The following is a 25,685-nucleotide window of genomic DNA, read 5'->3' on the forward strand; positions in this document are numbered from 1 at the left end:
TCAGACCGTGGTACCGGGCCTCAGCCCTGCATATCGGCCATGCGCTTGGCCATCTCCTCCGGCTCGACGTCCTCGACGTGCAGGGCGAGGGTCCAGCGGTGACCCCACGGATCCTCGATGCCCGAGGTGCGGTCACCGTAGAACTGGTCGGCGGGCGGCTGTAGCTCCTGCGCCCCGCCCGACAGGGCCGCGGCGTGGGCGGCGTCGACATCGTCGACATAGACGTACAGATTGACCGGCGTGCCGCCGATCGCCTTGGGATCCAGGAACCCCATGGACGGCGCCGGGTCGCTGAGCATGATCACCGAAGTGCCGAACTGCATTTCGCAGTGTGCGACCGTGCCGTCGGGCCCGGGCATGCGGAAACGTTCGTCGGCGCCGAAAACACGTTTGTAGAAGTCGATCGCCTGCGCGGCGCCATTGCAGGCGAGCGAGGGGCAGACGGTCGGGTAGCCCTCGGGAATGGGTTTGACATCGGACATCGAAAACCTCCGTTCGAGGTTGTTGCCGGACGCGTCGAGCTTATGCCCCGGTGCCGACAAGAATTACTCGAATTTCCGAATGATCACCCGAATTGCCGCATATGCGGGAAAAGTTCCGTGACTACGGACCCGCAGCCCCCTGCAGCTTGCGCACCTGCGCTGCGGTCATGGCGCTGAGCTGCTGTGGATCGGGTTCCTTCGCATCCGAGTAGGCGATCTGCACCACCGTCGAACCGACCAGCGTGATGCTCACATCGGTGTACAGCGTGAGCCCATCGCTGGTGGTGCGCACCTGGAATGCGGTCGAGCCGTCACCGGCCTGCGGCTGATTCAAACCGCCCAGCCGGAATTCCACTTTCGTATTGTCGGCATCCTTACCGGAATACTTGGTGCAGCCCGGCAGAATGGACTGGACGGTGGAAAAAGCCTGCGCCGCTCCGCCATTCGCATACGACGCCGCATCGATATCCACACTGGCGAAATTCGGCCCGCCGAACTGGGCCGCGGCCTGCGCCGCCGACCCCGGAGCCTGAACGGCCATGGCCGCCAGCACATTCGCGCACGGCGCCGGATCGGTCTTGGCGCCCGCCCCACCGGAACTCCCCGGCGGCGGATCGTCGAGCGCGGTGAACCCCGCGGGCATCACTGACACGTCCAGCAGCTCCGAACGCAGCGTGAACTGGTCGAGAACCGGTGCGCCCCCGGGCGTTCCGGACGGTTGCACGGCCGGCCCCAGACTCGGCAGCCCGGGCGCGGAATCCTTGTGGCTGCCGCAGGCGGTGGCGGCCAGCGCCAGGACCCCCGCCAGCAGCGTGAGCCGCGTCAGGCGCCCCACTGCACCTCCGTGCGCAGGGTCTGCCGCAGCGTCACCGAGCTGCGCGGGTCGCGGTAGGTCTGGTTGCCGCCCACCTCGACCGAACCGGAAACCGGTAGCGGCAGACCGAGATCCACCGCGATGGTGCCGGTGCCGTGCATGAGGTAGTCGACGATCTCCAGCTGGCCCGCCTCGTTGGGCAGATGCCACACAGTGGATTTCGGCGTCTGCACCACATTCAGTTCGATGGTGAGCTGGTTACCGTCCCGCGAGGTGAGGGTGCAGGTGGTCACCTGCTCCAGCGGCACGCTGCCGGAAACCTGTTGCCGCACCGTCCACACCGCGCCCACGCCGACGGCGTCGGGCGGGAACGCGATGGACTGGTACACGGCCTGATAGAACGCCTGCTCCAGCGCGGCCCGCGCGGAGTCGGAGGTGGCGGGGTTGGGCGCCAGCTTGAGTGCGGTGATCGCCCCCAGTTCACTGACGTCGAAGCCGACGTGGGAACCGTCCGCGGGCAGCAGCGCCTTGGCCAGGGTCGGGTCGGGGGAGGTGACATTGCCGACGGTCAGTTCCACCCCATCGGTGCCGGACTCCGCGGTGAGCGGAATGGTCATCGCGGGCGGGGAGATGTCGCGCAGCGCCTGCTGATTGATCTGCTGCTCGATGTGATGTTCGGTACTCAGCGTGACCTGCTGGGTGGCGCCCGCCTCGAGAGTGCGGCGCAGCGGCGAGCGGGGCTCGGCGCCCGGTTCGACGACGGTGGCGGTCACGGCCTCGATGGGCATGGTGACCTCTTTGTTGATGCCCACCGGTTCGGTGCCGTCGGCCTCGGCCGTGGTCTCCGTACGATCGCTGCAGCCGACGCCGAAGGCGGTCAGGGTCACCGCGAGAACCAGGAGCAGGACCCCCGAGCGCGTGGTGCGCGTGCCCGCGCCTCGCCGCGGCGGGCGCGGGGTGCCGGAACAGCGTGCGGTGGCTTTCGCCGAGCTGGGGGAGGAAGACAACACCGTCACGTCGAACAGGTTACGGCGCGTTCCTGAAAAACAGCTGGGATCCCGTGGGGCCGTGGTTTCGGGGCGTTCAGAGGCGCCCGGCATGAATAGGGAATGATGTCAGGGTGAGTACCGATCGGCCGCGCGAATCCGGCGCAGAGGAACCAGACACATCGCCAGGGGAGATCAGCCCCGCGGCCGATGCCGGGACTTCCCCCGCGCAGCCGTTGCGTCTGCCGGTGCTCCTGCTCATCGCGGTGGTGCTGCTGGGCCTGGATCTGCTGACCAAGACCATCGTGGTCGCGACCATGACGCCCGGTAAGCCGATCTATCTCATCGGCGACAGCGTGCGCCTGACCCTGGTCCGCAATCCGGGCGCCGCCTTCTCCATGGCCACCGGTATGACCTGGCTGCTGACCCTGGTCGCCGCGGCCGTGGTGATCGGTGTCATACGCATCGGCCGGACCCTGCGCTCGCTGCCGTGGGCCATCGGCCTGGGCATGGTGCTGGGCGGCGCGCTCGGCAATCTCATCGACCGTCTGTTCCGCGCGCCCGGCCCGCTGCAGGGTCATGTGGTGGATTTCGTGGCGGTCGGCTGGTGGCCGGTGTTCAATGTGGCCGATTCGTCGATCGTGTGCGGGGCCATTCTGCTCGTGGCGCTGACGGTGTTCGGTTTCGAACCCGACGGCACCCGCATGCATCGGCAGCAGGCGGCGTCGAGCGCGGAGGGGAAGGCAGCATGAGGGAGACCCGCAGCATGCCGGTGCCCGACGGGCTGGACGGTATGAGAGTCGATGCCGGGCTGTCGCGCCTGCTCGGGCTGTCGCGCACCGCGGTGGCCTCGATGGCCGAGGACGGCGGCGTCCAGCTGGACGGCATCGCGGCCGGCAAGTCGGACCGGCTGACCGCCGGGGCCTGGCTGGAGGTCGAATTCCCAGAGCCCAAGCGGGAACTCACGGTGGAGGCGACCCCGGTGGAGGGGATGAAGATCCTCTACGCCGATGACGACATCGTGGCCGTCGACAAACCCGTTGGGGTGGCGGCGCACACGGGTGTCGGCTGGACCGGCCCGACCGTGGTGGGTGGCCTGGCGGCCATGGGCTACCGCATCTCGACCTCGGGAGCCCATGAGCGGCAGGGCATCGTGCACCGGCTGGATGTCGGCACCTCGGGTGTGATGGTGGTCGCACAGTCCGAGCACGCCTACACCCAGCTCAAGCGGGCGTTCAAGTACCGGACCGTGGAGAAGCGGTATCACGCGCTGGTGCAGGGTCATCCGGATCCGAGCAGCGGCACCATCGACGCGCCCATCGGACGCGCGCGTGGCAACGACTGGAAGTTCGCGGTCACCGCGGACGGCCGCCCGTCGATCACCCATTACGACACCGTCGAGGCCTTCCAGTCGGCGAGCCTGCTCGACATCCACCTGGAAACCGGTCGAACCCACCAGATTCGCGTGCACTTCTCGGCGGTGCGGCATCCCTGCTGCGGCGACCTCACCTACGGCGCGGACCCGCGTCTGGCCGAGCGGCTGGGGCTGGAACGGCAGTGGCTGCATGCGCGCCAGCTGGGCTTCAACCATCCCGCTGACGGCCGCTGGATCGAGATCACCAGCGAGTACCCCGCCGATCTGGAACACGCCCTCGACGTCCTGCGCGCGCACTGATCCGGGGTCTCGAGTGGATGCGCTGACGCCGCGCCGCGCCGGGATCGCTGCGGCCGCGGCGCTTTTCGCGATCCTGATCGTGGCGCTGGGCTGGGCGATCCCGCCCCGGTCGGCGATCATCTCCACCGACCGGCTGGGGCCGGAGAGCGGTGAGCCGGTGACGCACTACCTGGAGCGGGCCCAGAAGTCGTTGCAGGGCACCGACTCCGAGGGGCACTGGGCGTTGCTGTCGTTCACCGAGGGCGTCACCGCCGACCGCATCCCGGAATTCAGTGGCGGCCTGCGGATCTCGGAGATCGACTATCACGTGGCCGTCGACCGGGTGGCGACGCCGATCATCTCCATCGGTGTCCCCGCGGGTGATGACGTGGCCGTGGCGTCGGTGAAATCCGCTGCCGCCCAGATAGAGTCGACGCCCACCTACGACGACCGCTCCACCCGGGTGAAGAACCTCGTGGCGAGCCGCTTGGGTGCCGACTGCCCGTGCGTCGTCGCCATCGTCTTGCACGGCACGCTGGCGCAACTCGGCACCCTGGCCGCGCACCCGGGAGTTCGCGCCGTCGAGGCACTCCCCGCCGACGCATCCGCCGCCGTCTTCGCGGTATCCCCGCTCCTGCCCGAACAACTCGAATCCGCCAGTCCGCCCCTCGACGATGGGCCGGTTCCCGACAACTGACCTCAGTCAGCGCCCGGTCCTCGACGACCAGCCCAAGCCGAGGAGCTCCGTTTGGACCTTCTCGAGGCGGGCCGAAGGGTCATCCGAGGGCGGCATGATCGGCGCGCGGCAAGTTGTCGCAAAGGGCGGTGACATCCCGCCGCTCGTGACGGGGTGCCGGGGAATGAGTCCCGTATGTTCGGTGGGGTTATGGTGATCTTTCTGCTGGCGCTCGCGGGCTTCGCCTTCCTGGACTCGCTCGATGTGCTGCTGGTCGGCGTCACAACCGCAGTGGTCTATGACAGTCGGTTGAGCCGTCGCTCGCCGCTGCCCGGTGCGCTGAGCTTCCTCGCCGGAGTGTTCGCCGTCACAACCGCTTTCGGCATCACCTTCGTGCTCGGTCTTCGATTCCTCACCGACCTGGTCAGTTTCGACATCACCCCGACGGTTCGCTACTGGGCCGAGTTGGGTGTCGGCCTGGTGCTGCTGGTGCTCGGCAGCCTGCGCATGTCCAAGGAGGGTGGGGCGGCAGTGCCCGCGTGGGCGTTGGAGGCGCGGCGCAGACCCTTGCTGCTGGGTTTCGTGGGCGTCGCCATCGGACTGGGGCAGGCGCCCACCGCGGTTCCGTACCTGGCGGCACTGGCCATGATCTCGGCGCGGGATCCGCATCCGCCGATGTGGCCGCTGATCATCATCGGATACTGCCTGATCGCGCTCCTGCCGCCGCTACTGGTTCTGGTCACCTCGACCTTTGAATCGACCCGGGCCCGGCGCTTCTATCGCGGATTGGTCCGCGGGCTGAAACGCTTCGGCCCCCGGTCGGTTCGCATTCTGCTGCTGCTGGCCGGTGCGGCGCTGGTCGCCGACGCTCTCGTGCACCATGCCTCGCTCTAGCGGGTCCCGGCGATGATGTCGAGCAACCGGCCGTGGGTGACGGGGTCGGCGGCGGCCAGCAGGCCGTGCGGTGGAGTGTGGAGGGCTTGCCCGGTAAGGCCGGTGACCGTGCAACCGGCTGCCCGGCACACAGCGATGCGGCGGTGAAATGGACGTCGTCGCGGAGATCGCGGTCCACCAGGTAGGCGGCGCGACGGCCCGCTGCCACCCAGACCAGGGCCAGTGAGGTGGACAGAACGCGGGGATAGAACGCGGCAGTGAAGGACTCGTCGGCCATGAGTCGGCCACAGGAGAACCAGTCCGTGTAGGGCGACGGGTTGTCGGCGTCGATTTCGACCAGCCGGCTCGCGGATTGAGGGAGCAGAGGGTGGTCGTTTCCGTCGCGGCGAACGGCGGCAGTGGTCCCGTCGGTCCAGAAGATCTCCCCGGAGAAGGGATCCGCCACCGCGGCCGCTGTAACGGTATCCCCGGCGCGCAGCGCGATATTCACCGCGACAAGCGGTGTCCCCGCAGCGAAATTCCGCGTGCCGCACAGCGGATCGATCAACCAGGTGCGGTCCGAACGGTCCCCGATGGTACCGGACTCCTCGGCGAGGAAACGATCGCCGGGACAGGCGGCCCGGAGGATATCGAGAATGGTCCGCTCGGCGGCAAGATCAGCCTGGGTGGCGAAGTCATCATCCTCTTTGTCATAGCGGGTGACCGGGCCACGGAACTGATCCCGGATTACACCGGACGCGGCTTCCGCCGCTCGAATGGCAAGGGCGACATCGGATTCCTCCATACTTGGCACCTTACTGGGGCTGAGTTGGAAATGGTTCGACTCTGAAAACTGTTGTATCACAACCAAATTAGACTTCTACTGCGGTGCGCCAGACATTGGGAGTATCGAAGTATGACGCGTCGGTGCGAGCGAAGATCACCCGCCAGTGCGGGGAGTTCTTCGAGCCCACCGGACACCTGCGTCCGGCCGCGTTGGAGAAAACCGCCGAAGGCTGTGTGACAGGCCAGATCTCGCGCGATCATGTCCGCAACATCATCGATGTCATGAACCACCTGCCCACCGATGTCCCCGCCGAGACTCGTATGAAGGTCGAGGACATCCTGGTCGGCCACTCCCGGGTCGGCTGGCCCGATGACCGGCCCAAGATCGGCCGCACATCCTCGGCGCGTCGCGGTGTAGGGCCCGCAGTTCAGACGCTACTTCGATCATGGGCGTCCCCTACGAACGCAGGATCCTGCCGATGCGCGAAGGCCGACTTGCCGAGGAGCGCGGTCGAGGTCTGCTGATTGGTTGTGGAACGCGGCCGGCGCGCGACCCACAAGGTTTCGCGAGGCGCCTCTGCGAGAGAGGCTCGAGTCCAAGCGGTGCGTCCAGGGGTATCCGCGGCCGATCAGTAGCAGTTCGTCGCGGCGAGGGCCGGTGCTGCGACCGGAGACCTCCAGAGTTACCCGGAGCGTCTGCACCCGCCCCACGCCGCGGCCTATGCCGTCTTGATTCCTCCCCGAATACCGTTGCCTATTTGAGGAATACCGGCAGGTGGTTGTGCCCGTTGGCGATGAAACCGGGTACCGTGCCGAGTTCGCAGGGGGAGACGGCGAGTTTCATGTGCGGGAACCGCTGGAAGAGCGTGGGAAGGGCCACCTGTGCCTCGAGCCGTGCCAGCGGTGCGCCCGGGCAGCGGTGGGCGCCGTATCCGAACGCCATGTGGTCTTTGTTCGTCCGGTTCGGGTCGAACTTGTCCGCGCTGTCGCCGTAGATCTTGGGGTCCCGGTTGGCGCCGGCGGGGCACGAGAGTATCGGATCGCCTTCGGTGATCGTCACGTCGCCGAGGACGAAATCCCTCACCGCATAGCGCAGCGGGGCGTGCGCGATCGATGGCTCGAACCGCAGCGCTTCCTCGATCACATCCGCCCAGGGCAGACTGCCGGCGAGCGCAGCAGCCAGGTGGTCCGGGTTGGTGAGCAACAGGTATATCGACTGGTCGATCAGGTCCACCGTCGTCTCGTGCCCGGCGTTGATCGTCAGATAGAGCGTCCCGACGAGTTCCTCGACGCTGAAATCCTTTGCGGGATCGTCCGCGTAGGCGATGAGGGTGCTGGTCATGTCCTCAGCGGGATTCTCGCGACGATACGCGACGAGTTCGTGCAGGAGCCCGATCATTGCCTTGTAGTTGGCTACGGCTTCCTCTTCGCTCAAAGCGATGTCGAAGATGCCGTCCACGCATTTCCGTAGTGGCCCGATCAGGCGCTCGGGAACTCCCACCAGCTCGTTGATCACACGCAGAGGCAGCGGGTAAGCGAAATGCTCGCGAATGTCGACAGGGTCGCTCTGCGGCGCGGCATCCAGACCCGTCACCAGTTCATCGGCGATCGCCTGGATGCGGGGCTTCAGCGCTGCGGTGCGCCTGTCGGTGAACGCCGGTGCCACGAACTTGCGGAGCCGACGGTGTTCCGCGCCGTAAGCGGTGAACATTGAACGCGTATTCACCCAGTTGAGGAGCGGGAAATCCTTGCCGATCTCGCCGTTCCGGAACGCCGGCCAGTGCTGGCGTGGGTCCTTGGAAACCTCTGAGCTGGAGAGAATCTCCTTGAGCATGGCCGCGTCGGTCACCGACCAGGCGGGCACTCCACCCGGGAGCACGACCTTGGTGATCGGTCCCCGCTCGCGGATGCGGGCGATCTCACCCTGAATATCGGGACCTTCGGGATCGATGACGATGGGGTCGGTGTGGTTGTCCATGGCGAACTCCATTCTGACCGTAGACCGGCAGGCCGGGGCTTGCGTTGAGCCCCCATTGACCTGTCAGGCCCTGACAAACGTAGCTGTCAATACCGTTGTGTATCAACCATTTTCGGCAAAGTTGCTGCGTATCAGCATGAATCGACACTCTCTTTGCCGAACGTCAGCCGCCTTGATGAAAGCAGGCAAGTGTTGGCGGGCATCCTTGGATATGCATGGATCGAGCAGCAGTGTCCGTAGTATCTCCTGGCTGGTGACCGACCAGGCCTGAACTCCTCCGGGCAGCTCGGCCAGGGTGACCGGGCCGCGGTCGTTGATCCGCTTCCGCTGCCACCCGGACCAGGGCCGGTGAGGTGGACAGAACGCGGGGATAGCAGGCGGCCATGAAGGTTTCGTCGGCCATGAGCCGGCCGGTGAGAACCAGTCCGTGTAGGGCGACGGGTTGTCGGCGTCGATTTCGACCAGGCCGCTCGCGGATCGGGGAGCAGCGCGGAGCGCGCTATTCACCGCGACAAGCGGTGTTCCCGCAGCGAAATTCCGTGTGCCGCACAGCGGATCGATCAACCAGGTGCGGTCCGAGGGGTCCCCGGTGGTGCCTGACTCCCCGGCGAGGAAACGGTCGCCGGGACGGGCGGCCCGAAGAATGTCGAGAATGGTCAGCTCGGCGGCGAGATCGGCCTGGGTGGCGAAGTTATCGTCCTTTGTCATAGCGGGTGACAGGGCCACGGAACTGATCCCGGATTACTCTGGACGCGGCTTCCGCAGCTCGAACGGCAAGGGCGACATCGAATTCCTCCATGCCTCGTACCCTGCTGGGCTCGAATTTGAAATGGTTCAATGTATGAAAACTGTTGTATCACACTGAAATTCGGCTTCACTCGCGATCATGCGAGCGGTAGAATTAGCACATGGATTCGAAGGGAGAAACACTCGACACGTGCGGCATCGCCGACCTGGCAGCCGCCGTCGAAACCCTGTCGAATTCCGTCCTGCACGGAAACCTGAACCCGTTCTCCGACAGTGATGTCGTGGAGTTGATGCAGCGCCTGGAAACCTGCAAACGTCAACTGTCGGCGCTGGATTCACGCCTGATCATCGAGGCCTGCAACCGCTCACTGCCCGAAGGCAGCGGGGCGAAGGACGTGGTGCCGTTCCTGCGGCAGACGTTGGGATTGTCGAGGTACGACGCATCGGTGCGGGCGAAGATCACCCGCCAGTGCGGAGAATTCTTCGAACCCACCGGACACCTGCGCCCAGCTGCCCTCGCTGAAACCGCCGAAGCTTTTGAGGCGGGCGGTATCTCGCGTGATCATGTCCGCAACATCATCGACGTCATGAACCACCTGCCCGCCGACATCCCGGCCGAGGCTCGTACGGAGGCCGAACACATCCTGGTCGGCCATTCCCGCACTGGTTGGCCCGATGACCTGCCCAAGATCGGTCGCGACATCCTCGCCCGTGTCGACCCCGATGGCAAGGTCGTCTCCGACGCCGACCGCCGCCGCAAGCGCGGAATCATGCTGTGCCGCCCCGGCATCGATGGCATGTCCTGGATCGAAGGCTGGATCACCCCCGAACTGCGGGCCCTGCTCGATGTGGTGTTCGCGAAGCTGGCGCGTCCGGGCATGTGCAACCTCGAAGACCCCGAAAGCCCCACCGCCACCGCCGGTGTCATCGATTCGAAGGTCCTCGAGGCCGCCGCCCGCCGCGACCGCCGTGATGCCGGGCAGCGCACCCACGACGCGCTGTTCGCGCTGCTGCAGCCCGGTGTCGACCCCGCCAAGCTCGGTTCGCACCGGGGTTTGCCGGTGCAGGCCATCCTGACCATGTCCGTCGCCGATCTCGAGCGTGGTTCCGGGGTCGCGACCACCGCTTCCGGTGGCCACGTGAGCATCAACGAGGCCCTCAAGCTGGCCGAGGGTACCCGGCCGGTGCTGGCGGTCCTCGACGCCGACGGGTTGCCGTTGTACCTGGGTCGCTGCGAACGCCTGGCCACCCCGGCCCAGCGGTTGGCGTTGATCGCCCGCGACAGGGGCTGTACTCGCCCGGGATGCGATGCGCCAGCGTCGATGTGCGCGGTGCACCACATCACCGACTGGGCCAAGGGCGGCCCCACGGATCTGACCAATCTGACCTTGGTGTGCGATCACTGCCACGCGCTCGTCAACGACAGTCCCGAGGGTTGGAAAACCGTTGTCATGGGCAAGGATTCCCCGTATCGGGGCCGTACCGGTTGGATTGCCCCGAAACGTCTTGACCCGACCGGCACGGCGCGGGTGAACGATCGGCATCACGTCGGGCAATGGGTCGCCACTGCCATCGATTCCAGTTGCCGGAGGTGGGGTGCACGGGTGGCGTGATTCCCGGCTGCTCGTGTTCTGCTGGCGTGCGCAGGGACGGGGAAGTGCGCCCCGAAGGACATCCGCGCTGCAGGAAAACGCAAACTTGCCGCCATCGCAATCAAGCATGCACCCCGCATGGGCGCCCGCCTGGTCGGGGTGATCCTGGCCGCGCTGCCCGGGCAGCAAGGCTGCCGAGGTCGTGCTCCCGAAACTTGCCGATCCACTGAAATCGGTTCTGCTGCAACGACAAATCATCGCGACCGACATCGAGAGGACGCTCGATGCGCACCCTCTCGCCAAGGTCCCGACCTCGATGTCCGGCGTCGGAGTCAGGACCCGCGCCCGCACTCTGCCCCGAAGGCAAATGGCACAACGCCGCCCTCATCTGCCTGGCCCGTCGCCGCTGCGACGTTCTCTGCGCCGTACTGAAAACCCAACAGCCCTACCGCAACCCCGCAGCCGCCTGAACTGCCACGCCACCGGCCGGATCAGGCGTCCGGATCCTCTGCACTGCGGGCGTTGGCCGACGCGCCGCGCTGCCACCAATCGATGGGGTCGTCGTCATCAGCCATGCACTGAATCAAGTGCGCGGTCGATTCCATCTGCCTGCCGGACAGGGCGCAGAACGACCACAACTGCCGGGCCGCCCGATGGAACTGATGGATCACCGCGTCGACCTCGAACGCATCCCGCTCACCAGTCCGAAAACGGTCCACCGCCCGGCCGACATGCTCGATCAGCACACCGAGCTGCGCCTCGTGATACGCAGCCACCACGCCGCGGGCAGCCTGCCGTTCAGCCTTCGTCGACACCCAAATCACGCTACCGGCAACCAGCTTCGTCCAACACCCTCACCAGCCAGAACGCCCGACCCGCGACTTGACAACGAACATAGGACCCCTCCCTTTTCCTGCATTTTTTCGAGTCAGGACGACCGTCGCGGGGTTCACCCCCATCATTACTGCGTCTTTTGTCTTTTGGCTCTTTGTCTTTCGGGCTTGTGGCTGCGGCGGTCACGTTCGGAGGAGTCGGACGCCACTGCTGAGCGTCAAACCGTCCGAATTCAATGTTGGCCTGCGGCCGGGACCGGCGGTCTGGGTGAAGGGGTGGGGCTATGCGATGGGTCGGATTGTCGAATCCTGGGCTCGCCCTGACGGGTTGATGGAGGTCAGTGGGCGAAGTGCCAGCGGGTGGCGCCGTGGGGGTCGGTCAGGGCCACGCCTACTGCGGTGTGGATGGTGAGGCGGTAGAGGTGCCAAGGGGCGGGTCCGGCGCTCTGGGCGCTGTAGGGTGCGGTGATCGCGTCGCCGGATCGTTCTGCGGGCCAACCGCCGGCGCGGTAGACGGCGGTGACGCGATCGAGTTCGGTGGGGTCGATGATCCGGTGCGCTGCTCCGGACAGTACGAGGTCGACGTCCGGGAATCGGATGGATAGTGTGCAGAACGGGTTGGTGGCCAGGTTGTGTGACTTCTTGCTGGCGGGCCCGCTGGTGAAGTAGATGTGGCCGTCGGCTTCGATGCCGCCGATCCCTGCTGAGCTCGGCTTGCCGGATGGGCTGACGGTGCCGAGGAATTGGGGGGTCTCGGGCAGCCCGATCCATGCGTCGATCGCCTTCTGGACGCGGTCCCAGGGCAACTCGGCCTTGCCGTAGATGTTCAGGTCCTCTGCCGATACCGGATCTGCGAGCATCGTTCCTCCTCGGTGGGCTGATACGAGTCGAGACGGGCCGAGACCGTCGCAATCATCGGCCCGGGGCGATCAGGATGCGACGGGGCGGAGTTGAGCGATGGCCCGGATGCCGTGGTCGACGGAGAACCAGAGGGTGAGGGCGTCCGGCGTGCGGGCGGTATGGATGTCCAAGGTTTCGCCGTAGCGGATGGGCTTGTTGTATTCGAGGATGAAACGGTGCGGTCCCTGAACGAGATCCGTTGCGTCGGCGGTGAATTCGTGGACCGCGTGCCAGTAGGCCGTGTTGGTGATGTGCTGGAAGTGGTCGGTGTCGGTGCGGCGCAGGGGGAAACGGGTTGCGGGCGTGGGTGGCTGGGGTTCGTCGAGCCATTGCCGCCAGCGCAGCCGGTGCTCGCCGGTGGTGGTGCTCATGAGCTCGAAGAATTCGTCGGCCACCCGGGAGGGGCTCATCGTCTCCTTGTTCATGTGGATCCAGAAGCCTTCGGTCTCGATCAGGCCGCCGGTGTCGGAGTCGATGCGGACCCGCATGGTGCACCAGCGCGGGGAGATGCCCGAGCACCAGCGGCGGATGCGCAGCTGGGTGGGCCAGGTGACGGGGCGCAGTACGTCGATGACGGTGCGGCGCACGATCCAGTGCGGATGCGATTCGAGGGCGCCGATGTGCGCGAGGTGATCGACGCCGGCGTCCTGCAGGTGGCGGGCGGTGCCGTCGATGCGCAGGTACTGGTTCTCGTCCATGTCGACGGTGCCCAGGCGGCGGGTGACCTCGAAGATGTGGCCGGAGCCGGGAACGGGGGCGAGTGGCGTGGCCGACGGGTGTGCCGCGGTCAGGGTGGGGTCGGCGACCTGGTTCATCGGCAGAACCTCCGGATCTTCCATCCGAGTTACGGAGCGGGAGTGCACGGAACAACTGCGGCGGCGATGCTGCACGGGAGTGTCCCCGAGCCTAGTGCAGAACCCGTAAAGACGGCGGCTGCCCCGGTTCGGCGTGCCCACGCGGTGGGTAACGTCGTGATAGATCGATGTGGACGCATCGGAGCGGAAGAGGCGAGCGCACATGGAATTGACGCCGGAGCAGGCCGACCGGGCCGCCGGGGTACTGCTGGGGACCGCGGCCGGAGACGCGCTGGGGGCGGGCTACGAGTTCACCGTGCCCGGTCCGGCCGCCGATATCCGAATGCGAGGCGGTGGCGCGTTCGGGTGGGCGCCGGGTGAGTGGACCGACGACACGGCCATGGCGGTCGCGGTGGCGCGGGCGGCCGCGCGGGTCGGGGACCTCTGCAGCCCGGAGGGGCTGGACGCGGTCGCGGCCGAATTCGTGGCGTGGTGGGATTCCGGACCCAAGGACATCGGCAATCAGACCCGTGAGGTGCTGGAGTGGCGTGACCGGACCGGGCGCGCCATGCAGATGCGCGCCCACGATCTGACCGGCCTGACGGCGGGCAATGGTTCGCTCATGCGTACCGCCCCGGTCGCTCTCGCCTATCTCGACGATGCCGAGAAGTGCGGCAAGGCAGCCAAACTCGTCAGTTCACTGACCCACTACGACATGCAGGCCATGCAGGCGTGCAAGCTCTGGACCCTGGCCATCCGCCACGCCATCCTGTTCGGCACCTACGACGGCCTGCGTGAGGCGCTGTCCCAGGTGGACACCGGCTTCTGGGAACCGTTGCTGGACAAGGCCGAAACCGGCAGCCCCGTCGACTTCCCCAAGAACGGCTGGGTGGTGCACGCCCTGCAGACGGCCTGGTGGGCCATCACCCACGCCGAAACCCTGCCCGCCGCACTGGAACTCGCGGTGCGCGCGGGCGGCGACACCGACACCACGGCGGCCATCGCGGGCGGCCTGCTCGGCGCTCGCTGGGGCGCCTCGGCCGTCCCCGCCGAATGGCTGGACCTGCTGCACGGCTACCCGGGCTACCGCACCACGGACCTGAACGCCCTCACCCGGCAGGTGACCGAGCGCTGAATTGCTCAGTCCGGCAGGCGGACTACGCCGTCGAGATAGCGGCGGCAGCGGCCGGTGAGCCGCACCCGGTCGCCGGTGAGGACGCAGCGCAGGGCCCCGCCGCGCCGGGACAGCTGGCGGGCGGTGAGGCTGGTGCGTCCGAGTTCGCGACTCCACAGCGGGGTGAGCTGGGCGTGCGCCGACCCGGTGACCGGGTCCTCGGGAATGCCCTGGCCGGGTGCGAAGACCCGGGACACGAAGTCGACCTCGTCGCCGGTCGCGGTGAGAATGGCGGCGCGGTTCAATTCGGGAAAGGCCGAGAAGTTCGGACGGGATTCGCGCACTTCGTGTTCGGCGGTGACGACCAGCACCACATCGGTCCCTTCGAACGCGCGCAGCGGCCGCACCCCCAGCGCCTGCGCCAGCTGATGCGGAAGTCCGTCGTGCACATCGATTTCCACCGATGACACCGACGGCAGGTCGAGCACCAGATCGTCCCGGTCCCGATCCACCCGCAACCACCCGCTGCGCGTATAGAAGTGGACCCGATCCGCCCCCGGATGCATGTCGTCCAGGATCTGCGCGGCCGCGGCCATGGTGGCGTGCCCGCACAGGTCCACTTCCACCGTCGGCGTGAACCACCGCAGATGGAAGGCGGGCGAGTTGTCCGGCGGCGCACCCGCTTCCGCCGGCAGCGCCGAGGTGTAGAAGGCCGTCTCGGCGAGATTGTTCTCCTCGGCCAGCCGCTGCAGCAGTTCGTCCGGCAGCCAGGACAGCAGCGGCATGACCGCGGCGGGATTGCCCGAGAACGGCGCGTCGGCGAATGCGTCGAGCTGATGCAGCAAGACCTCCATGGCGCTCAAGGTACCTGCGAATTCAATTACTGCCCAGGACGGCACCACCCACGGCGAGCCAAATCATGCGACCAATTCGACCGTCACCGCAGGTCCAGGCCGCGCGGGTCGCCGCAATCCGGAACCGCCCCAACGCTTTCCCGGGCTGCGTGGCGGGCCTCGGCTCGCACATCGTCGGAAGCGGCCTGCTGCCGAAGAACGACACCGCGCTGAACATGATTCGAGCCGGGGTCGCGACAGGCCCCGGCTCGAAACGGCTTCTGGATCAGGCGTCTTCGTCCGCCGGTACCGGCGTGTGGGGCGATTCGCCGAGGTACTTGGCGCTGAGCCACCAGGCAACCTCGACCAGGACGATGCCGATTCCGCCGCACACGATGGCCAATGTCGTCAGCGCGATGTTGGACGGGTCCAGTTTGAAGAAGTGGCGGGTGAACGGCACCGCGAACAGGATCAGGTATCCGGCGATGGAACCCGCCACCAGCAGGATCTTCCACCAGTTCCACGGGCGGGCGACGATGGCCAGCACCCAGACCGCGATGATCAGCAGTGTGATCAGGGCGGTGGTGCCGGCCTGGATCTTCGCGGTCTCGCTGACGTCGGGCCCCTTGTAGGCGATCAGGTACGAGATGAAGGTCATCACGCCGATCACAACACCCGACGGGACCGCCAATCGCATGACGCGGTCGACGAATCCGGTGCGGGCGCGCTCGTTGTTGGGGGCCAGCGAGAGGATGAAGGCCGGGATGCCGATGGTGAACCAGGCGGCGATCGTCACGTGGCGGGGCAGGAACGGGTAGCCGATGGCCTTGTAGCTGAAGATCTGCGACCCGATGCCCGCGATGCCGACCAGGAACGCCAGCACCACCGAGTAGACGGTCTTGGTGAGGAACAGGTTGGAGACCCGCTCGATATTGCCGATCACCCGGCGGCCCTCGCCCACGACATAGGGCAGGGTTGCGAACTTGTTGTCCAGCAGCACGATCTGCGCCACCGCGCGGGTGGCCGGGCTGCCCGAGCCCATGGCGACGCCGATATCGGCGTCCTTGAGGGCGAGGACGTCGTTGACGCCGTCGCCGGTCATGGCGACGGTGTGGCCGCGCGACTGCAGCGCACCGACCATGGCGCGCTTCTGATCCGGGCGGACGCGGCCGAACACGGTCTTGTGCTCCAGCAGGTCCGCCAGCTCGTTCTGATCGGTCGGAAGTTTGCGAGCATCGACCGGGTCGTTGCCCCCGGGCAACCCCAGCGAGGATGCCACCGCGCCGACCGACACCGCATTGTCTCCGGAGATGACCTTGGTCGAAACATGCTGGGAGGCGAAGTATTCCAGCGTCCCCTTGGCGTCGGGGCGCACTTTCTGCTCGAGCACCACCAGCGCCGCCGGGGTGACCTCCCCGGGCGCGTCGGGCGCGTCCACCGGCCGGTCGCTGCGGGCCAGCAGCAGGACGCGCAGCCCCTTGGCCCCGATATCCTGTGCGGTGTCGGCGATCTCGGAGGCCGGGTCCAGCAGCACGTCCGGCGCACCCATCAGCCAGTTGCCGTGCTCGCCGTAGGACATGCCGCTCCACTTCTTGGCGGAGGAGAACGGCGCGACCCCGGTGGAGTCCCAGCCGGGCGCGCCCGGCAGCGCCTCCTTGATGGCCAGCACGCTGGCATTGGGCCGCGGGTCGTCGGCGGCCAGCGCGGCGAGTACCTCGCGCAGCGTCGCCTCCGGAATGTCGTTCACCGGACGGACTTCCGCGAGCCGCATGCCGTTCTCGGTGAGGGTGCCGGTCTTGTCCGCGCACACCACGTCCACCCGGGCCAGCCCCTCGATGGCGGGCAGCTCCTGCACCAGGCACTTGCGCGCGCCGAGCCGGACCACGCCGACCGCGAAGGCGATGGAGGTCATCAGCACCAGGCCCTCGGGCACCATGGGCACCAGCGCGGCCACCATGCCGTTGACGGCGGGCCGCCAGGATTCCTTGGAGGAGAACAGCTGGTTGTAGATGGACAGCAGGCCCGCCGGAATCAGCAGGTAGGTAATGACTTTCAGAATGGTGTCGATGCCGCTGCGCAGCTCCGACTTGACCAGGGTGAACTTGCTGGCCTCGTCGGCGAGTTTTGCGGCGTAGGCGTCCTTGCCGACCTTGGTGGCCCGGTAGGCACCGCTGCCGGACACCACGAAGCTGCCCGACATGATCTGCGCGCCAAGGGTTTTGTCGATGGGGTCGGCCTCACCGGTGAGTAGCGACTCGTCGACCTCGAGCAGTTCGGTCTCGATCACCTCGCCGTCGACGACGATCTGGTCGCCGGGCCCGAGCTCGATGATGTCGTCGAGCACGATCTCCTGCGGCACGACGGCGCCGGCGATGCCCTCGCGGCGCACCACGGGCTTGGCCTGCCCGACGATGGCCAGCTTGTCCAGGGTGTTCTTGGCCCGGACCTCCTGGATGATGCCGACCGCGCTGTTGGCGATGATCAGCAGCCCGAACATGCCGTCGATGAGCGAGCCGGTGGCCAGCACCAGGACGAACAGCACACCGAGGATCGCATTGATCCGGGTGAACACATTCGCCCTGACGATGTCCTTGACGGACCGGCTGGCCCGCTCCGGCACGTCGTTGGTCAGCCCGTCCCGCCGCCGCTGCTCCACCTCGGCGGAGGTGAGCCCCAGCGCGGGTGGGCTGGGTGGACTAGCTGCCTGCGCAGTCATCGACATGCCCTCCACAGTAAAGGGCGACCAAAGAAACCGGCCCGTAGCTGCCCGTCACGCGCCGGGATAGCCGTGTGAGGATCATCCTATGTATTCGCTGTCGTGACGTTTGTTGCGCGGGCTAACGTATTTGGGTGGCGGAAGGACCTGGGAACTCAGACGCAGCGGTCGAAACGACTCGGCGGGATCGGCCGACGGGACACGAGGGCGCCCGGGACGCGGGCATCGCCTTCGGCATCGGGGCGTATTTCATCTGGGGACTGTTCCCGGCCTTCTTCGGACTGCTGTCCTTCGCGAGCGCGGGGGAGGTCCTGGTCGAGCGGATTCTCTGGACGCTGGTCGTCTCGCTGCTGGTGATGACGCTCGCCGGGCGGCTGGGGGAGCTGCGGCGGATCGATGCGCGGACCTGGCGGCTGGCGGCCGTGGCGTCGGCGGCGATCTCGATGAACTGGGGCGTGTACGTCTACGGCGTGATCTCGCATCACGTGGTGGAGTGTGCGCTGGGGTATTTCATCAATCCGCTGGTGACGGTGGCATTCGGGGTCATCATCTTCCGGGAGCGGCTGCGGGCTCCGCAGTGGGTCGCGCTGGGCCTGGGGGCCACGGCGGTGATCGTGCTGACCATCGATTACGGCCGGCCGCCGTGGATCGCGTTGATCCTGGCCTGTTCCTTCGCCACCTATGGGCTGGTCAAGAAGGTGATTCGGCTCGACGCGCTACCCGGCTTGGCGGCAGAGGGATTGGCGGCCGCACCGTTCGCGCTGATCGCGGTGATCGTGATCGCGGTGACCGGCAACGCGACCTTCGGTTCCTCACTTCCGCATACGGGATTGCTCATGCTGACCGGTCCGGTCACCCTCGTGCCACTGGTGTTGTTCGCGCTGGCGGCCCCGCGAGTGCCGTTGTCCACCATGGGAATTCTGCAGTACCTCACGCCCGGGCTGCAGCTGGCCTGGGGTGTGGCGGCGGGGCACGAGCCCATGCCGGCGTCCCGCTGGGCGGGGTTCGCGCTGATCTGGCTGGCGCTGGCCATCTTCACCGTCGACGCCCTGCGCCGCTCCCGCCGCGCCGTGGTCGCCGTCCCGGAATAGCGCGAAACCGCACACCCCTCATTCGATGTGCGGTTCCACGTGGGCCGGTCAGGGTTTGCGAGCGCCCTGGGCCTTCTCCACGAACTCGTTGGTGTAGGTCGCGTCGAGGTCGATGCGCTCCCACACCGGTGCGACATTGCGCGAGTACTGGCCGAGAATGCGCAGGACATTCTGCGCGCCTTCGGGTTTCATCAGGCCGTCGCCGTTGAACATGCTGATCGAGTCGGCGATGGACTTGACGTAGAGCTTCGGATCGCCGCCCGCGTACTGGCCGGGCATCTTGGCGGCGATCTCCTCGGGGGAGTGGGTCTTGATCCACTGCAGGGTCTGGACGAACGAGTTCGCCAGCTTCTGCACGATGTCCGGGTGGCCGGCCACGGTCTCGCAGCGCATGTAGAGCGAGGCGGCGGGGTAGAGGCCGCCGAGCGCCGCGCGGGTGCCCTGCTCGTTGCGCATGTCGACCAGCACCCGGGCGTCACCGGAGGTGACCATCTTGGCGACGGTCGGGTCGGTGGTCATGCCCGCGTCGATGCCGTTGTGGTTCATGCCCGCGATGAAGGTCTGTCCCGCACCGACTTTCACCCGGGTGTAGTCGGAGGTCCGCAGACCGGCTTGCCCGGCCAGCGCCTGGGTGAGGAAGTCGGTGGACGAGCCCAGCGACGTCACGCCCAGATTGCGGCCCTTGAAGTCCGCCGGGGACTTGATGGCCTCGGCGTCCTGCTTCGACACCAGCTCGACCTCGCCGGGCACGTCGGCGAACTGCACGACCGTCTTCAGGCACTGGTCCTTGGCCTGCAGATCGATGGTGTGGTCGTAGAAACCGACGACGGCCTGGACGTCGCCGGTGAGCAGCGCGGTCTCGGCGGTCGCGCCGGACTGCTCGCCCAGCAGGTGCACGTCGATGTCATTGGCCTCGAAGAAGCCCAGTTTCTCGGTGAGCATGGCCGGCAGGTAGATGACCTTCTCCAGCCCGCCCACCATGATGGTGATCTGCGGCCGCCCGTTCTCGGTCGGAATGCGGCGCGAATCGCGGCAGCCGGTCACCAGCAGCAGCGCACTGATCGCCAGCAGGACCACGGCAATGTGCTTGCGGTACTTCATGGCTCAGATCCCGTGGCCCGAGGCGGCCTGCGAGGGACGCCATTTCAGCAGCCGGTTCTCCGCCAGCCCGATCAGCCACTCCGCCACCAGCGCGACGACGGTGATGATGATCATGCCCGCGTAGATGCCCGCCGCGTCGAAGGTGCCCTGCGCATTGCTGATCAGCAGGCCGAGGCCCTTGCCGGCGCCGGCATACTCACCGACCACCGCGCCGATCAGCGCGAAACCGAAGGCGGTGTGCAGCGAGGACAGGATCCAGGTGGTCGCGCTGGGCAGCACGATGGAGCTCAGCACCTGACGGCGGCTCGCGCCCAGGATGCGGGCATTGTTGATGACATTGCCGTCCACCTCACGCGCACCGGTGAAGGCGTTGAAGAACACCGCGAAGAACACCAGCACCACGACCGTCGCCACCTTGGACTGCAGGCCCAGGCCGAACCAGATGATGAACAGCGATGCCAGCACGATGCGCGGCACCGCGTTGAGCGCCTTGATGAACGGGGCCAGCACGTCGGCCCAGTAGCGGGAGCGGCCCAGCAGCACACCCAGCACGACGCCCGCGATGGTGCCGATGGCGAAGCCCAGCACCGCCTCCTGCACCGTCGTGTACAGCTGCAGCCAGATGGAGCCGAATTGCGTTCCCTCGGTGAACCATTCGACCAGCCGGTCCCAGATCAGCGAGGGCTTGGAGTAGAAGAACGGGTCGATCCAGTAGGTGGCGGTGAGCTCCCACGCGCCCAGCCACAGGGCCACGATGAGCGCGCGCAGCCCCCACGTCCGGATCTTGTTCCTGCGCGCCCGCGACCGCACCCGCGCCAGGATCTGCTCCTCGGTCTCCACCTCGAATTCCGTTGCGGCGATAGCGGTCTGCGGCATGACATCAAGCGACACGGGCCGCTCCCTTCGTGCGGGCGGCCTCGACCTGATCGCGCAGCGTTTCCCAGATTTCCTTGTAGAGGTCGCGGAATTCCTCGGTGAGGCGGACCTCCTCGACATTGCGCGGCCGGTCCAGAGTGACCTCGAAGTCGCCGCACACGGTGGCGGGGCTCGCGGTCATGACGACGACCCGATCCGCCAGGGCGATGGCCTCTTCCAGATCGTGGGTCACGAAGATGACCGCCGCCCGGCCCTTTTCCCGGCCATCCGAGTCGGTGCCGGACCATACGCGCAGCAGTTCGTCCTGCATGAGCTGGCGGGTCTGCACGTCGAGCGCGCTGAACGGCTCGTCCATGAGGATGATCTCGGGATCGTTGACCAGCGTCTGCGCCAGCGCCACCCGCTTGCGCATGCCGCCGGAGAGCTGATGCGGGTAGTAGTTCTCGAACCCGGCCAGCCCGACCGTGCGCACCCAGCGGGCAGCGCGCTCACGGGCTTCGGCCTTGGACACGCCCCGGAGCTTCGGGCCCAGCGCCACATTGTCGATGACCGACTTCCACGGCAGCACGGCGTCCTGCTGGAACATGTAGCCGACGCCGTCCGGGATGCCGCGAACATCCTTGCCGCGCACCAGGGTCCGGCCCGCCGAGGCCGGTTCCAGGCCGGACACCAGCGACAGCGTGGTGGACTTGCCGCAGCCGGTGGGGCCGACGACGGCGACGAATTCGCCGGCCGCGACGGTGAAGTTCAGGTCGCGCACCGCGGTGTGGATGCCGCCGTTGTTGCCGGGGAACCGCTTGGTCGCGCCCCGCAATTCGATCAAAGGCGCGGGACCCGGCCCGGGCTCAGTGGTCGTTGTGCTCATCAGTGCTCCTGTTTCCGATGCCGCCGCTGCGGCGTTGGACAGAAGCTACGTGGGCCGGGTCACACTCCATCCGGTTGTGCGCGCAAGTCACACAAGCGGCGATTCGGTCGTTTTGCGCATTCTGCTCAGGCGGTTGCGAGGGGTTGTCTACACTGTCGCCCGTGTTTTCGCTCGGCCCCCGCTCCGTCCGGCTCCGGACCCAGATCCTGCTGTTGCAGATCGCCGTGGTGGGCCTGACCGTCGGGCTGGCCTTCGGCGTCTTCGCCTACGTCAGCGGCGACCGCCTCTCCGGCGAGTACGGCCAGCGCGCCCTGGCCATCGCTCGCACCGTTGCCTCCGACCCGCAGGTCCGTGCCGCCGTCGCGCGGTACGCCGACAGCCCACTGCAGGCCGGTCCCGCCCTGAAATCGGAGCTCGCGGGCGGCGACCTCGAGCAGATCGCCGACAGCGCCCGCCTGCGCACCGGCGCGCTCTTCGTGGTGATCACCGATGACGCGGGCATCCGCCTGGCCCACCCCGACCACGACCGGCTCGGCGAAATGGTCAGCACCGACCCCTCCCGGGCACTGGCCGGCGGGGAGGTCGTGATCCGGGAACACGGGACGCTCGGTGAATCCGTGCGCGCGAAAGTTCCCGTCCTGCAACCGGATACCGCACCACCCTCGAGCCCGGCAGGCAGCCGGGTGGTGGGGGAGGTCAGCGTCGGGATTTCCACGGCCGCAGTCCACGATCAGCTGCTCCGGGACTTGCGCCGAGCCGGGCTGCTGATCGGCGGCGCGCTCCTGGCGGGCATTGCGGGATCGGTGTTGCTGGCCCGTCGCTGGCACGGTCTGACCCTGGGGCTTGAACCTTCTGATCTGGCGGACCTGGTGCGTGAGCAGGACGCGGTCCTGCACGGCATCGGCGAGGGCGTGGTCGCCGCCGACGCCGGGTGGCGGATCACCGTCGTCAACGACGAGGTCCGCCGCCTGCTCGGCATCGACCCCGAACCGGGCAGCGATATCGGCGCCATCGGCCTGACACCCCGTGTCCTGCAAGCCTTCCGCGCCGCCGACGGCCAACCGGTCCAGGCCGCGGTCGGCGATCGCATCGTGGTCGTCACCGCCCGCGCCGTCACCCGCGACTCCCGCCCTCTCGGCGCGGTCCTCTCCGTCCGCGACCGCACCGACGTGGAATCCCTGACCCGCCAACTGGATGCCGTCTCCACCATGAGCACCGTCCTGCGCGCCCAGCGCCACGAATTCGCCAACCGCCTCCACCTGCTCAGTGGCCTCCTCCACACCGGCCGCCCCGACGAGGCCACCCACTACATCGAAGAGCTCCTCGGCTCCGGCCCTCTCGGCGCGGCCCTCCCCGGCATCGACACCATCCGCGACCCCTACCTGCAGGCTTTCCTCTCCGCCAAGGCCGCCCACGCCCGCGAACAGGGCGTCCACCTCCGCCTCGGCCCCAACACCTGGGTCGACGCGAACCTCGCGGCCCCCGTCGATGTCACCACCGTCCTCGGAAATCTTCTCGACAATGCCATCGACGCCGCTGCGGCCGGCGGTGGTGCGGGTTCGGCTGTGTCCGAGCGGAATCCGGACGGTTGGCGCACCGATCGCCCTGGTGGCGGCGTGTCGGCAGATTCTGCTGGGGCCGTGGCCTCAGCTGCCGACTTGGATGGTGCTGTGGAGTTTCGAGACAGCACGGTCGGCGAGGGGGAGGGGCCGGTGGTCGAGGTGGAGTTGGTGCAGGAGGGCAGGACACTGCATATCGCGGTCGCCGACAATGGAGCGGGCATCGCGCCCGGGCTGGTGGATTCGGTCTTCGCCGAGGGGGTTTCGACGAAATCGGGCGGTGGCCCGGGTGGGCGGGGGCTGGGCTTGGCGCTGTCGCGACAGGTGGCACGGGCTCGAGGCGGGGATGTGCGTTTGGCCGACGCGGGAGGCGTGGGTGTAACCGGGGGTCGTTGTGACGCCGGTGAGACGCCGTTGGGCGGAGCGGAGTTCATTGCCCGGATGCCGGGCGTGCTGACGGACGAGGAGGCGGCGTGGGCCGAGAAGAGCTGACCGTGCTGGTGGTCGACGACGACTTCCGGGTGGCCAATCTGCATGCCGGAATCGTCTCGGCACTACCGGGATTCGCGGTGTCGGCGACCGTGAACACGCTCGCCGCCGCGCGCGCCGCCATGGCCGAGAGCCCCGTCGATCTGGCCCTGGTGGACGTCTACCTGCCCGACGGTTCCGGCATCGACCTGGTTCGCGAGATGCCGTCCGACGCCATGATGCTCACCGCCGCAACGGAATCGGAGACCGTGCGCGCCGCCCTGTCGGCCGGGGCGCTCGGCTACCTGGTGAAGCCGTTCGACCATGCCGTGCTCGCGGCCCGGCTGGCGGGGTACGCGCGATATCGGCGGCTGCTCGCCGCCCCGGAGGTCACCGCGGCCGACGTGGACGCCGCCCTGGCGGCGCTGCGCCCGGCCGCGGCCCCTGCCGGTGCCGCCGCACCCGGGGCACCGACCGTCGCTTCACCGACGAAAGACCTTGTCCTGCAAGCGGTCCGCAATGCCGACGCTCCGATGTCGGCAGCCCAGGTCTCGGCCGCCATCGGCATCTCCCGCGCCACCGCCCAGCGCTACCTCGCGAGCCTGGTCGGCGTCGGCGACCTACGCATGCAACTGCGCTACGGCAGCACCGGCCGCCCGGAACAGGAGTACTCCGCCCCCCGCCGGCCCTGAGCCGCCCCATTTTCTGGGGCCGCTGCGGGCTGTGACGGTTCGCACAGGGCGCTTGGCGGAATCGGCGGCGGGTGGTTACCGTCGAGGGCGTGGCGATGCTCCTGTCGGCCGACTTGTACCGGTCCAGGGTCGGGATCGTCACGAACGCAGGAGAATTCCTATCACTATCCAGTTCAACCACACCATTGTCGCGTGCACGGACAATCGGGTTTCCGCCGAATTCTGGGCGGACATTTTCGGGTTGGAGGTGGGCAAGCCGTACGGTCCGTTCATTCCGATTACCGTCGGTAATGGCGTCACCTTCGACTTCGCCAATCTGCCACCGGGTTTCGAGGGCGAGCCGCAACCGCAGCATTACGCCTTCCTGGTCTCCGAGGATGAATTCGACGCCGCCTACGACAAGATCAAGCGGTACGGCATGACCTACTGGGCCGATCCGCGTCAGCAGGGCGTCAACGAGATCAACCACAATGACGGCGGCCGGGGGATCTATTTCCTCGACCCCGTCGGCCACTACATGGAGTTGATCACCGTCCCGTACGGCGGCTGGCCGCAATAGTTCTCACGCGGGTCACCGCGGTAACTCCTCACCCGGCTACCGCGGTGCCCAACGAGAAGGCAACCCAGGGCTTCGGCCCCTGCTGGTAATACCGATCGATGTCGCGGATCTCGAATCCCGCGGCCTCGATCAACCCGCGAATATCGCGGTCGAGGTGGCAGCCGCCGGCCAATGCCTTCTGCACCGGGTTGAACCGGTGCTGCCACTTCTGGACACCGGCATCCGGTGCGAGACCGTGCTCGACGAAATGAAAAGTGCCGCCGGGCGCCAGCACCCGGCGCACCTCGGCGAGCGCGGCCTCGACATCCGGGATGGTGCACAGCGTCCACGTCGACAGCGCGGAATCGAAGCTGTCGTCCTCGAACGGCAGAGCCTGCCCGTCCAGGCCGGCCCGTTCCACCGGAACCGTCGCCGCGGCCAGCCGCCCGGCGGCCATGCGCCACCCGAGGTCGGCGGGTTCGACCGCGCTCACCGACTGCACCGAATCGGGATAGAACGGCACATTGCGCCCGGATCCGAACCCGATCTCGACGACGCGCCCGTGCAGTCCGGCGCAGACCCGCTGCCGCTCGGAGTTCATCTGCTTCGAACCACAGCACAGGTCGACCAGCCTGGGCAGTACCCGGTCTTCGTAGATTCCCACGACACCACTCTGGCAACCGGATCGCACGTACGCCACCACTTCTGGCAATGTGC

General features: G+C 67.4%; 25 protein-coding genes and 2 pseudogenes. 12 read left to right on the top strand and 15 right to left on the bottom strand.

The genetic code is table 11. The features are described from left to right. Window positions 1-20 precede the first annotated feature (20 nt). The 3 genes from ACFXHE_RS34655 to ACFXHE_RS34665 form a co-directional block, all read right to left on the bottom strand. The gene (locus ACFXHE_RS34655) at window positions 21-482 is read right to left on the bottom strand and encodes a VOC family protein (RefSeq protein ID WP_379388875.1); all 462 of its coding nucleotides are present in this window, start codon (window positions 480-482) and stop codon (window positions 21-23) included. A gap of 121 nt (window positions 483-603) precedes the next feature. Further along, a complete protein-coding gene (locus tag ACFXHE_RS34660) occupies window positions 604-1,317 on the bottom strand; it encodes a hypothetical protein (RefSeq protein WP_379388876.1) in 714 nt (237 codons plus the stop codon). Next, on the bottom strand, window positions 1,305-2,201 hold the full coding sequence (locus tag ACFXHE_RS34665) for a hypothetical protein (protein WP_379388942.1): 897 nt from the start codon (window positions 2,199-2,201) through the stop codon (window positions 1,305-1,307). The genes ACFXHE_RS34660 and ACFXHE_RS34665 overlap by 13 nt, the downstream gene beginning before the upstream one ends. A 215-nt stretch (window positions 2,202-2,416) precedes the next feature. On the opposite strand from ACFXHE_RS34665, the gene lspA reads away from it, so the two are divergent. From lspA to ACFXHE_RS34685, 4 genes are all read left to right on the top strand, one after another. Next, window positions 2,417-3,034 carry a signal peptidase II gene (gene lspA / locus ACFXHE_RS34670; protein ID WP_379388877.1) on the top strand — a complete coding sequence of 206 codons (618 nt, stop codon included), beginning with the start codon at window positions 2,417-2,419 and terminating at the stop codon, window positions 3,032-3,034. Continuing rightward, a complete protein-coding gene (locus tag ACFXHE_RS34675) occupies window positions 3,031-3,957 on the top strand; it encodes an RluA family pseudouridine synthase (RefSeq protein WP_379388878.1) in 927 nt (308 codons plus the stop codon). The genes lspA and ACFXHE_RS34675 overlap by 4 nt, the downstream gene beginning before the upstream one ends. 13 nt (window positions 3,958-3,970) lie before the next feature. Next, window positions 3,971-4,633, top strand: coding sequence for a hypothetical protein (locus ACFXHE_RS34680; protein WP_379388879.1), 663 nt, complete (start codon window positions 3,971-3,973; stop codon window positions 4,631-4,633). Window positions 4,634-4,822: 189 nt separating this feature from the next. Continuing rightward, complete coding sequence (locus ACFXHE_RS34685) at window positions 4,823-5,506, top strand: GAP family protein (RefSeq protein WP_379388943.1); 684 nt, start codon at window positions 4,823-4,825, stop codon at window positions 5,504-5,506. 235 nt (window positions 5,507-5,741) lie between these two features. Here ACFXHE_RS34685 and ACFXHE_RS34690 read toward each other — a convergent pair. Further along, window positions 5,742-6,290, bottom strand: a pseudogene (locus ACFXHE_RS34690) (inositol monophosphatase family protein); the annotation flags it as partial. 122 nt (window positions 6,291-6,412) lie between these two features. On the opposite strand from ACFXHE_RS34690, the gene ACFXHE_RS34695 reads away from it, so the two are divergent. Continuing rightward, window positions 6,413-6,796 (top strand): hypothetical protein, encoded by a 384-nt coding sequence (locus ACFXHE_RS34695; RefSeq protein ID WP_379388880.1) that lies wholly within the window; start codon window positions 6,413-6,415, stop codon window positions 6,794-6,796. Between the two features lie 229 nt (window positions 6,797-7,025). On the opposite strand, the gene ACFXHE_RS34700 is transcribed toward ACFXHE_RS34695, so the two are convergent. Both ACFXHE_RS34700 and ACFXHE_RS34705 read right to left on the bottom strand, forming a co-directional pair. Continuing rightward, window positions 7,026-8,120 (bottom strand): cytochrome P450, encoded by a 1,095-nt coding sequence (locus tag ACFXHE_RS34700; RefSeq protein WP_379388881.1) that lies wholly within the window; start codon window positions 8,118-8,120, stop codon window positions 7,026-7,028. Window positions 8,121-8,351: 231 nt separating this feature from the next. Then, window positions 8,352-8,957: an inositol monophosphatase family protein gene (locus ACFXHE_RS34705; protein WP_379388882.1), complete on the bottom strand. Its 606-nt coding sequence runs from the start codon at window positions 8,955-8,957 to the stop codon at window positions 8,352-8,354. 200 nt (window positions 8,958-9,157) lie between these two features. On the opposite strand from ACFXHE_RS34705, the gene ACFXHE_RS34710 reads away from it, so the two are divergent. Continuing rightward, the gene (locus ACFXHE_RS34710; protein ID WP_379388883.1) at window positions 9,158-10,609 is read left to right on the top strand and encodes a DUF222 domain-containing protein; all 1,452 of its coding nucleotides are present in this window, start codon (window positions 9,158-9,160) and stop codon (window positions 10,607-10,609) included. A 15-nt stretch (window positions 10,610-10,624) separates the two neighbouring features. Next, window positions 10,625-11,058 (top strand): annotated as a pseudogene (locus ACFXHE_RS34715) (IS110 family transposase); the annotation flags it as partial. A gap of 21 nt (window positions 11,059-11,079) precedes the next feature. Here the strand turns inward: ACFXHE_RS34715 and ACFXHE_RS34720 are convergent. The 3 genes from ACFXHE_RS34720 to ACFXHE_RS34730 all read right to left on the bottom strand — a co-directional run bounded on the left by ACFXHE_RS34720 (window position 11,080) and on the right by ACFXHE_RS34730 (window position 13,136). Beyond that, window positions 11,080-11,412: a hypothetical protein gene (locus ACFXHE_RS34720; protein ID WP_379388884.1), complete on the bottom strand. Its 333-nt coding sequence runs from the start codon at window positions 11,410-11,412 to the stop codon at window positions 11,080-11,082. Between the two features lie 347 nt (window positions 11,413-11,759). Continuing rightward, window positions 11,760-12,281: a pyridoxamine 5'-phosphate oxidase family protein gene (locus ACFXHE_RS34725; RefSeq protein WP_379388885.1), complete on the bottom strand. Its 522-nt coding sequence runs from the start codon at window positions 12,279-12,281 to the stop codon at window positions 11,760-11,762. Between the two features lie 69 nt (window positions 12,282-12,350). Then, complete coding sequence (locus ACFXHE_RS34730; protein WP_379388886.1) at window positions 12,351-13,136, bottom strand: acyl-[acyl-carrier-protein] thioesterase; 786 nt, start codon at window positions 13,134-13,136, stop codon at window positions 12,351-12,353. A 202-nt stretch (window positions 13,137-13,338) separates the two neighbouring features. Here ACFXHE_RS34730 and ACFXHE_RS34735 point away from each other — a divergent pair, with 202 nt between their 5' ends. Then, entirely contained in the window at window positions 13,339-14,250 is a 912-nt protein-coding gene (locus ACFXHE_RS34735; protein WP_379388887.1) for an ADP-ribosylglycohydrolase family protein, read from the top strand. 5 nt (window positions 14,251-14,255) lie between these two features. Here ACFXHE_RS34735 and ACFXHE_RS34740 read toward each other — a convergent pair whose 3' ends face one another. Further along, window positions 14,256-15,083 carry a PhzF family phenazine biosynthesis protein gene (locus tag ACFXHE_RS34740; protein WP_379388888.1) on the bottom strand — a complete coding sequence of 276 codons (828 nt, stop codon included), beginning with the start codon at window positions 15,081-15,083 and terminating at the stop codon, window positions 14,256-14,258. 265 nt (window positions 15,084-15,348) lie between these two features. After that, window positions 15,349-17,784, bottom strand: coding sequence for an HAD-IC family P-type ATPase (locus tag ACFXHE_RS34745; RefSeq protein ID WP_379388889.1), 2,436 nt, complete (start codon window positions 17,782-17,784; stop codon window positions 15,349-15,351). Between the two features lie 218 nt (window positions 17,785-18,002). Between ACFXHE_RS34745 and rarD the strand changes: the two genes are divergently transcribed. Then, entirely contained in the window at window positions 18,003-18,869 is an 867-nt protein-coding gene (rarD, locus tag ACFXHE_RS34750; protein ID WP_379388944.1) for an EamA family transporter RarD, read from the top strand. A gap of 48 nt (window positions 18,870-18,917) precedes the next feature. Here the strand turns inward: rarD and ACFXHE_RS34755 are convergent, their stop codons facing one another. From ACFXHE_RS34755 to ACFXHE_RS34765, 3 genes are read right to left on the bottom strand one after another with little or no spacing between them, the layout of a single operon-like run. After that, window positions 18,918-19,970, bottom strand: a complete 1,053-nt coding sequence (locus ACFXHE_RS34755) for an ABC transporter substrate-binding protein (protein ID WP_379388890.1) — start codon at window positions 19,968-19,970, stop codon at window positions 18,918-18,920. A gap of 3 nt (window positions 19,971-19,973) precedes the next feature. Further along, entirely contained in the window at window positions 19,974-20,861 is an 888-nt protein-coding gene (locus ACFXHE_RS34760) for an ABC transporter permease (protein ID WP_379388891.1), read from the bottom strand. After that, the gene (locus ACFXHE_RS34765; protein WP_379388892.1) at window positions 20,851-21,711 is read right to left on the bottom strand and encodes an ABC transporter ATP-binding protein; all 861 of its coding nucleotides are present in this window, start codon (window positions 21,709-21,711) and stop codon (window positions 20,851-20,853) included. The genes ACFXHE_RS34760 and ACFXHE_RS34765 overlap by 11 nt, the downstream gene beginning before the upstream one ends. Window positions 21,712-21,872: 161 nt before the next feature. Between ACFXHE_RS34765 and ACFXHE_RS34770 the strand changes: the two genes are divergently transcribed. The 3 genes from ACFXHE_RS34770 to ACFXHE_RS34780 all read left to right on the top strand — a co-directional run bounded on the left by ACFXHE_RS34770 (window position 21,873) and on the right by ACFXHE_RS34780 (window position 24,989). Beyond that, a complete protein-coding gene (locus ACFXHE_RS34770; RefSeq protein WP_379388893.1) occupies window positions 21,873-23,762 on the top strand; it encodes an ATP-binding protein in 1,890 nt (629 codons plus the stop codon). Beyond that, window positions 23,744-24,430 (top strand): response regulator, encoded by a 687-nt coding sequence (locus ACFXHE_RS34775; RefSeq protein WP_379388894.1) that lies wholly within the window; start codon window positions 23,744-23,746, stop codon window positions 24,428-24,430. Before ACFXHE_RS34770 ends, ACFXHE_RS34775 begins: the two co-directional genes overlap by 19 nt. Window positions 24,431-24,590: 160 nt before the next feature. Further along, on the top strand, window positions 24,591-24,989 hold the full coding sequence (locus tag ACFXHE_RS34780; RefSeq protein WP_379388945.1) for a VOC family protein: 399 nt from the start codon (window positions 24,591-24,593) through the stop codon (window positions 24,987-24,989). 28 nt (window positions 24,990-25,017) lie between these two features. Here the strand turns inward: ACFXHE_RS34780 and ACFXHE_RS34785 are convergent, their stop codons facing one another. Further along, window positions 25,018-25,632, bottom strand: coding sequence for a class I SAM-dependent methyltransferase (locus ACFXHE_RS34785; protein ID WP_379388895.1), 615 nt, complete (start codon window positions 25,630-25,632; stop codon window positions 25,018-25,020). Between the last annotated feature and the right edge of the window lie 53 nt (window positions 25,633-25,685).

The organism is Nocardia sp. NPDC059229 (assembly GCF_042754165.1).
In the GTDB taxonomy this organism is placed as follows: Bacteria; Actinomycetota; Actinomycetes; order Mycobacteriales; family Mycobacteriaceae; genus Nocardia.

Bases quoted from the DNA above. Each gene is read 5' to 3' on its own strand.
- ACFXHE_RS34745 (WP_379388889.1), bottom strand. From the start codon at position 17,784: ATGTCGATGACTGCGCAGGCAGCTAGTCCACCCAGCCCACCCGCGCTG.
- ACFXHE_RS34655 (WP_379388875.1), bottom strand. From the start codon at position 482: ATGTCCGATGTCAAACCCATTCCCGAGGGCTACCCGACCGTCTGCCCC.
- ACFXHE_RS34765 (WP_379388892.1), bottom strand. From the start codon at position 21,711: ATGAGCACAACGACCACTGAGCCCGGGCCGGGTCCCGCGCCTTTGATC.
- ACFXHE_RS34710 (WP_379388883.1), top strand. From the start codon at position 9,158: ATGGATTCGAAGGGAGAAACACTCGACACGTGCGGCATCGCCGACCTG.
- ACFXHE_RS34740 (WP_379388888.1), bottom strand. From the start codon at position 15,083: ATGGAGGTCTTGCTGCATCAGCTCGACGCATTCGCCGACGCGCCGTTC.
- ACFXHE_RS34675 (WP_379388878.1), top strand. From the start codon at position 3,031: ATGAGGGAGACCCGCAGCATGCCGGTGCCCGACGGGCTGGACGGTATG.
- ACFXHE_RS34735 (WP_379388887.1), top strand. From the start codon at position 13,339: ATGGAATTGACGCCGGAGCAGGCCGACCGGGCCGCCGGGGTACTGCTG.
- ACFXHE_RS34725 (WP_379388885.1), bottom strand. From the start codon at position 12,281: ATGCTCGCAGATCCGGTATCGGCAGAGGACCTGAACATCTACGGCAAG.
- ACFXHE_RS34730 (WP_379388886.1), bottom strand. From the start codon at position 13,136: ATGAACCAGGTCGCCGACCCCACCCTGACCGCGGCACACCCGTCGGCC.
- ACFXHE_RS34685 (WP_379388943.1), top strand. From the start codon at position 4,823: ATGGTGATCTTTCTGCTGGCGCTCGCGGGCTTCGCCTTCCTGGACTCG.
- ACFXHE_RS34755 (WP_379388890.1), bottom strand. From the start codon at position 19,970: ATGAAGTACCGCAAGCACATTGCCGTGGTCCTGCTGGCGATCAGTGCG.
- ACFXHE_RS34705 (WP_379388882.1), bottom strand. From the start codon at position 8,957: ATGACAAAGGACGATAACTTCGCCACCCAGGCCGATCTCGCCGCCGAG.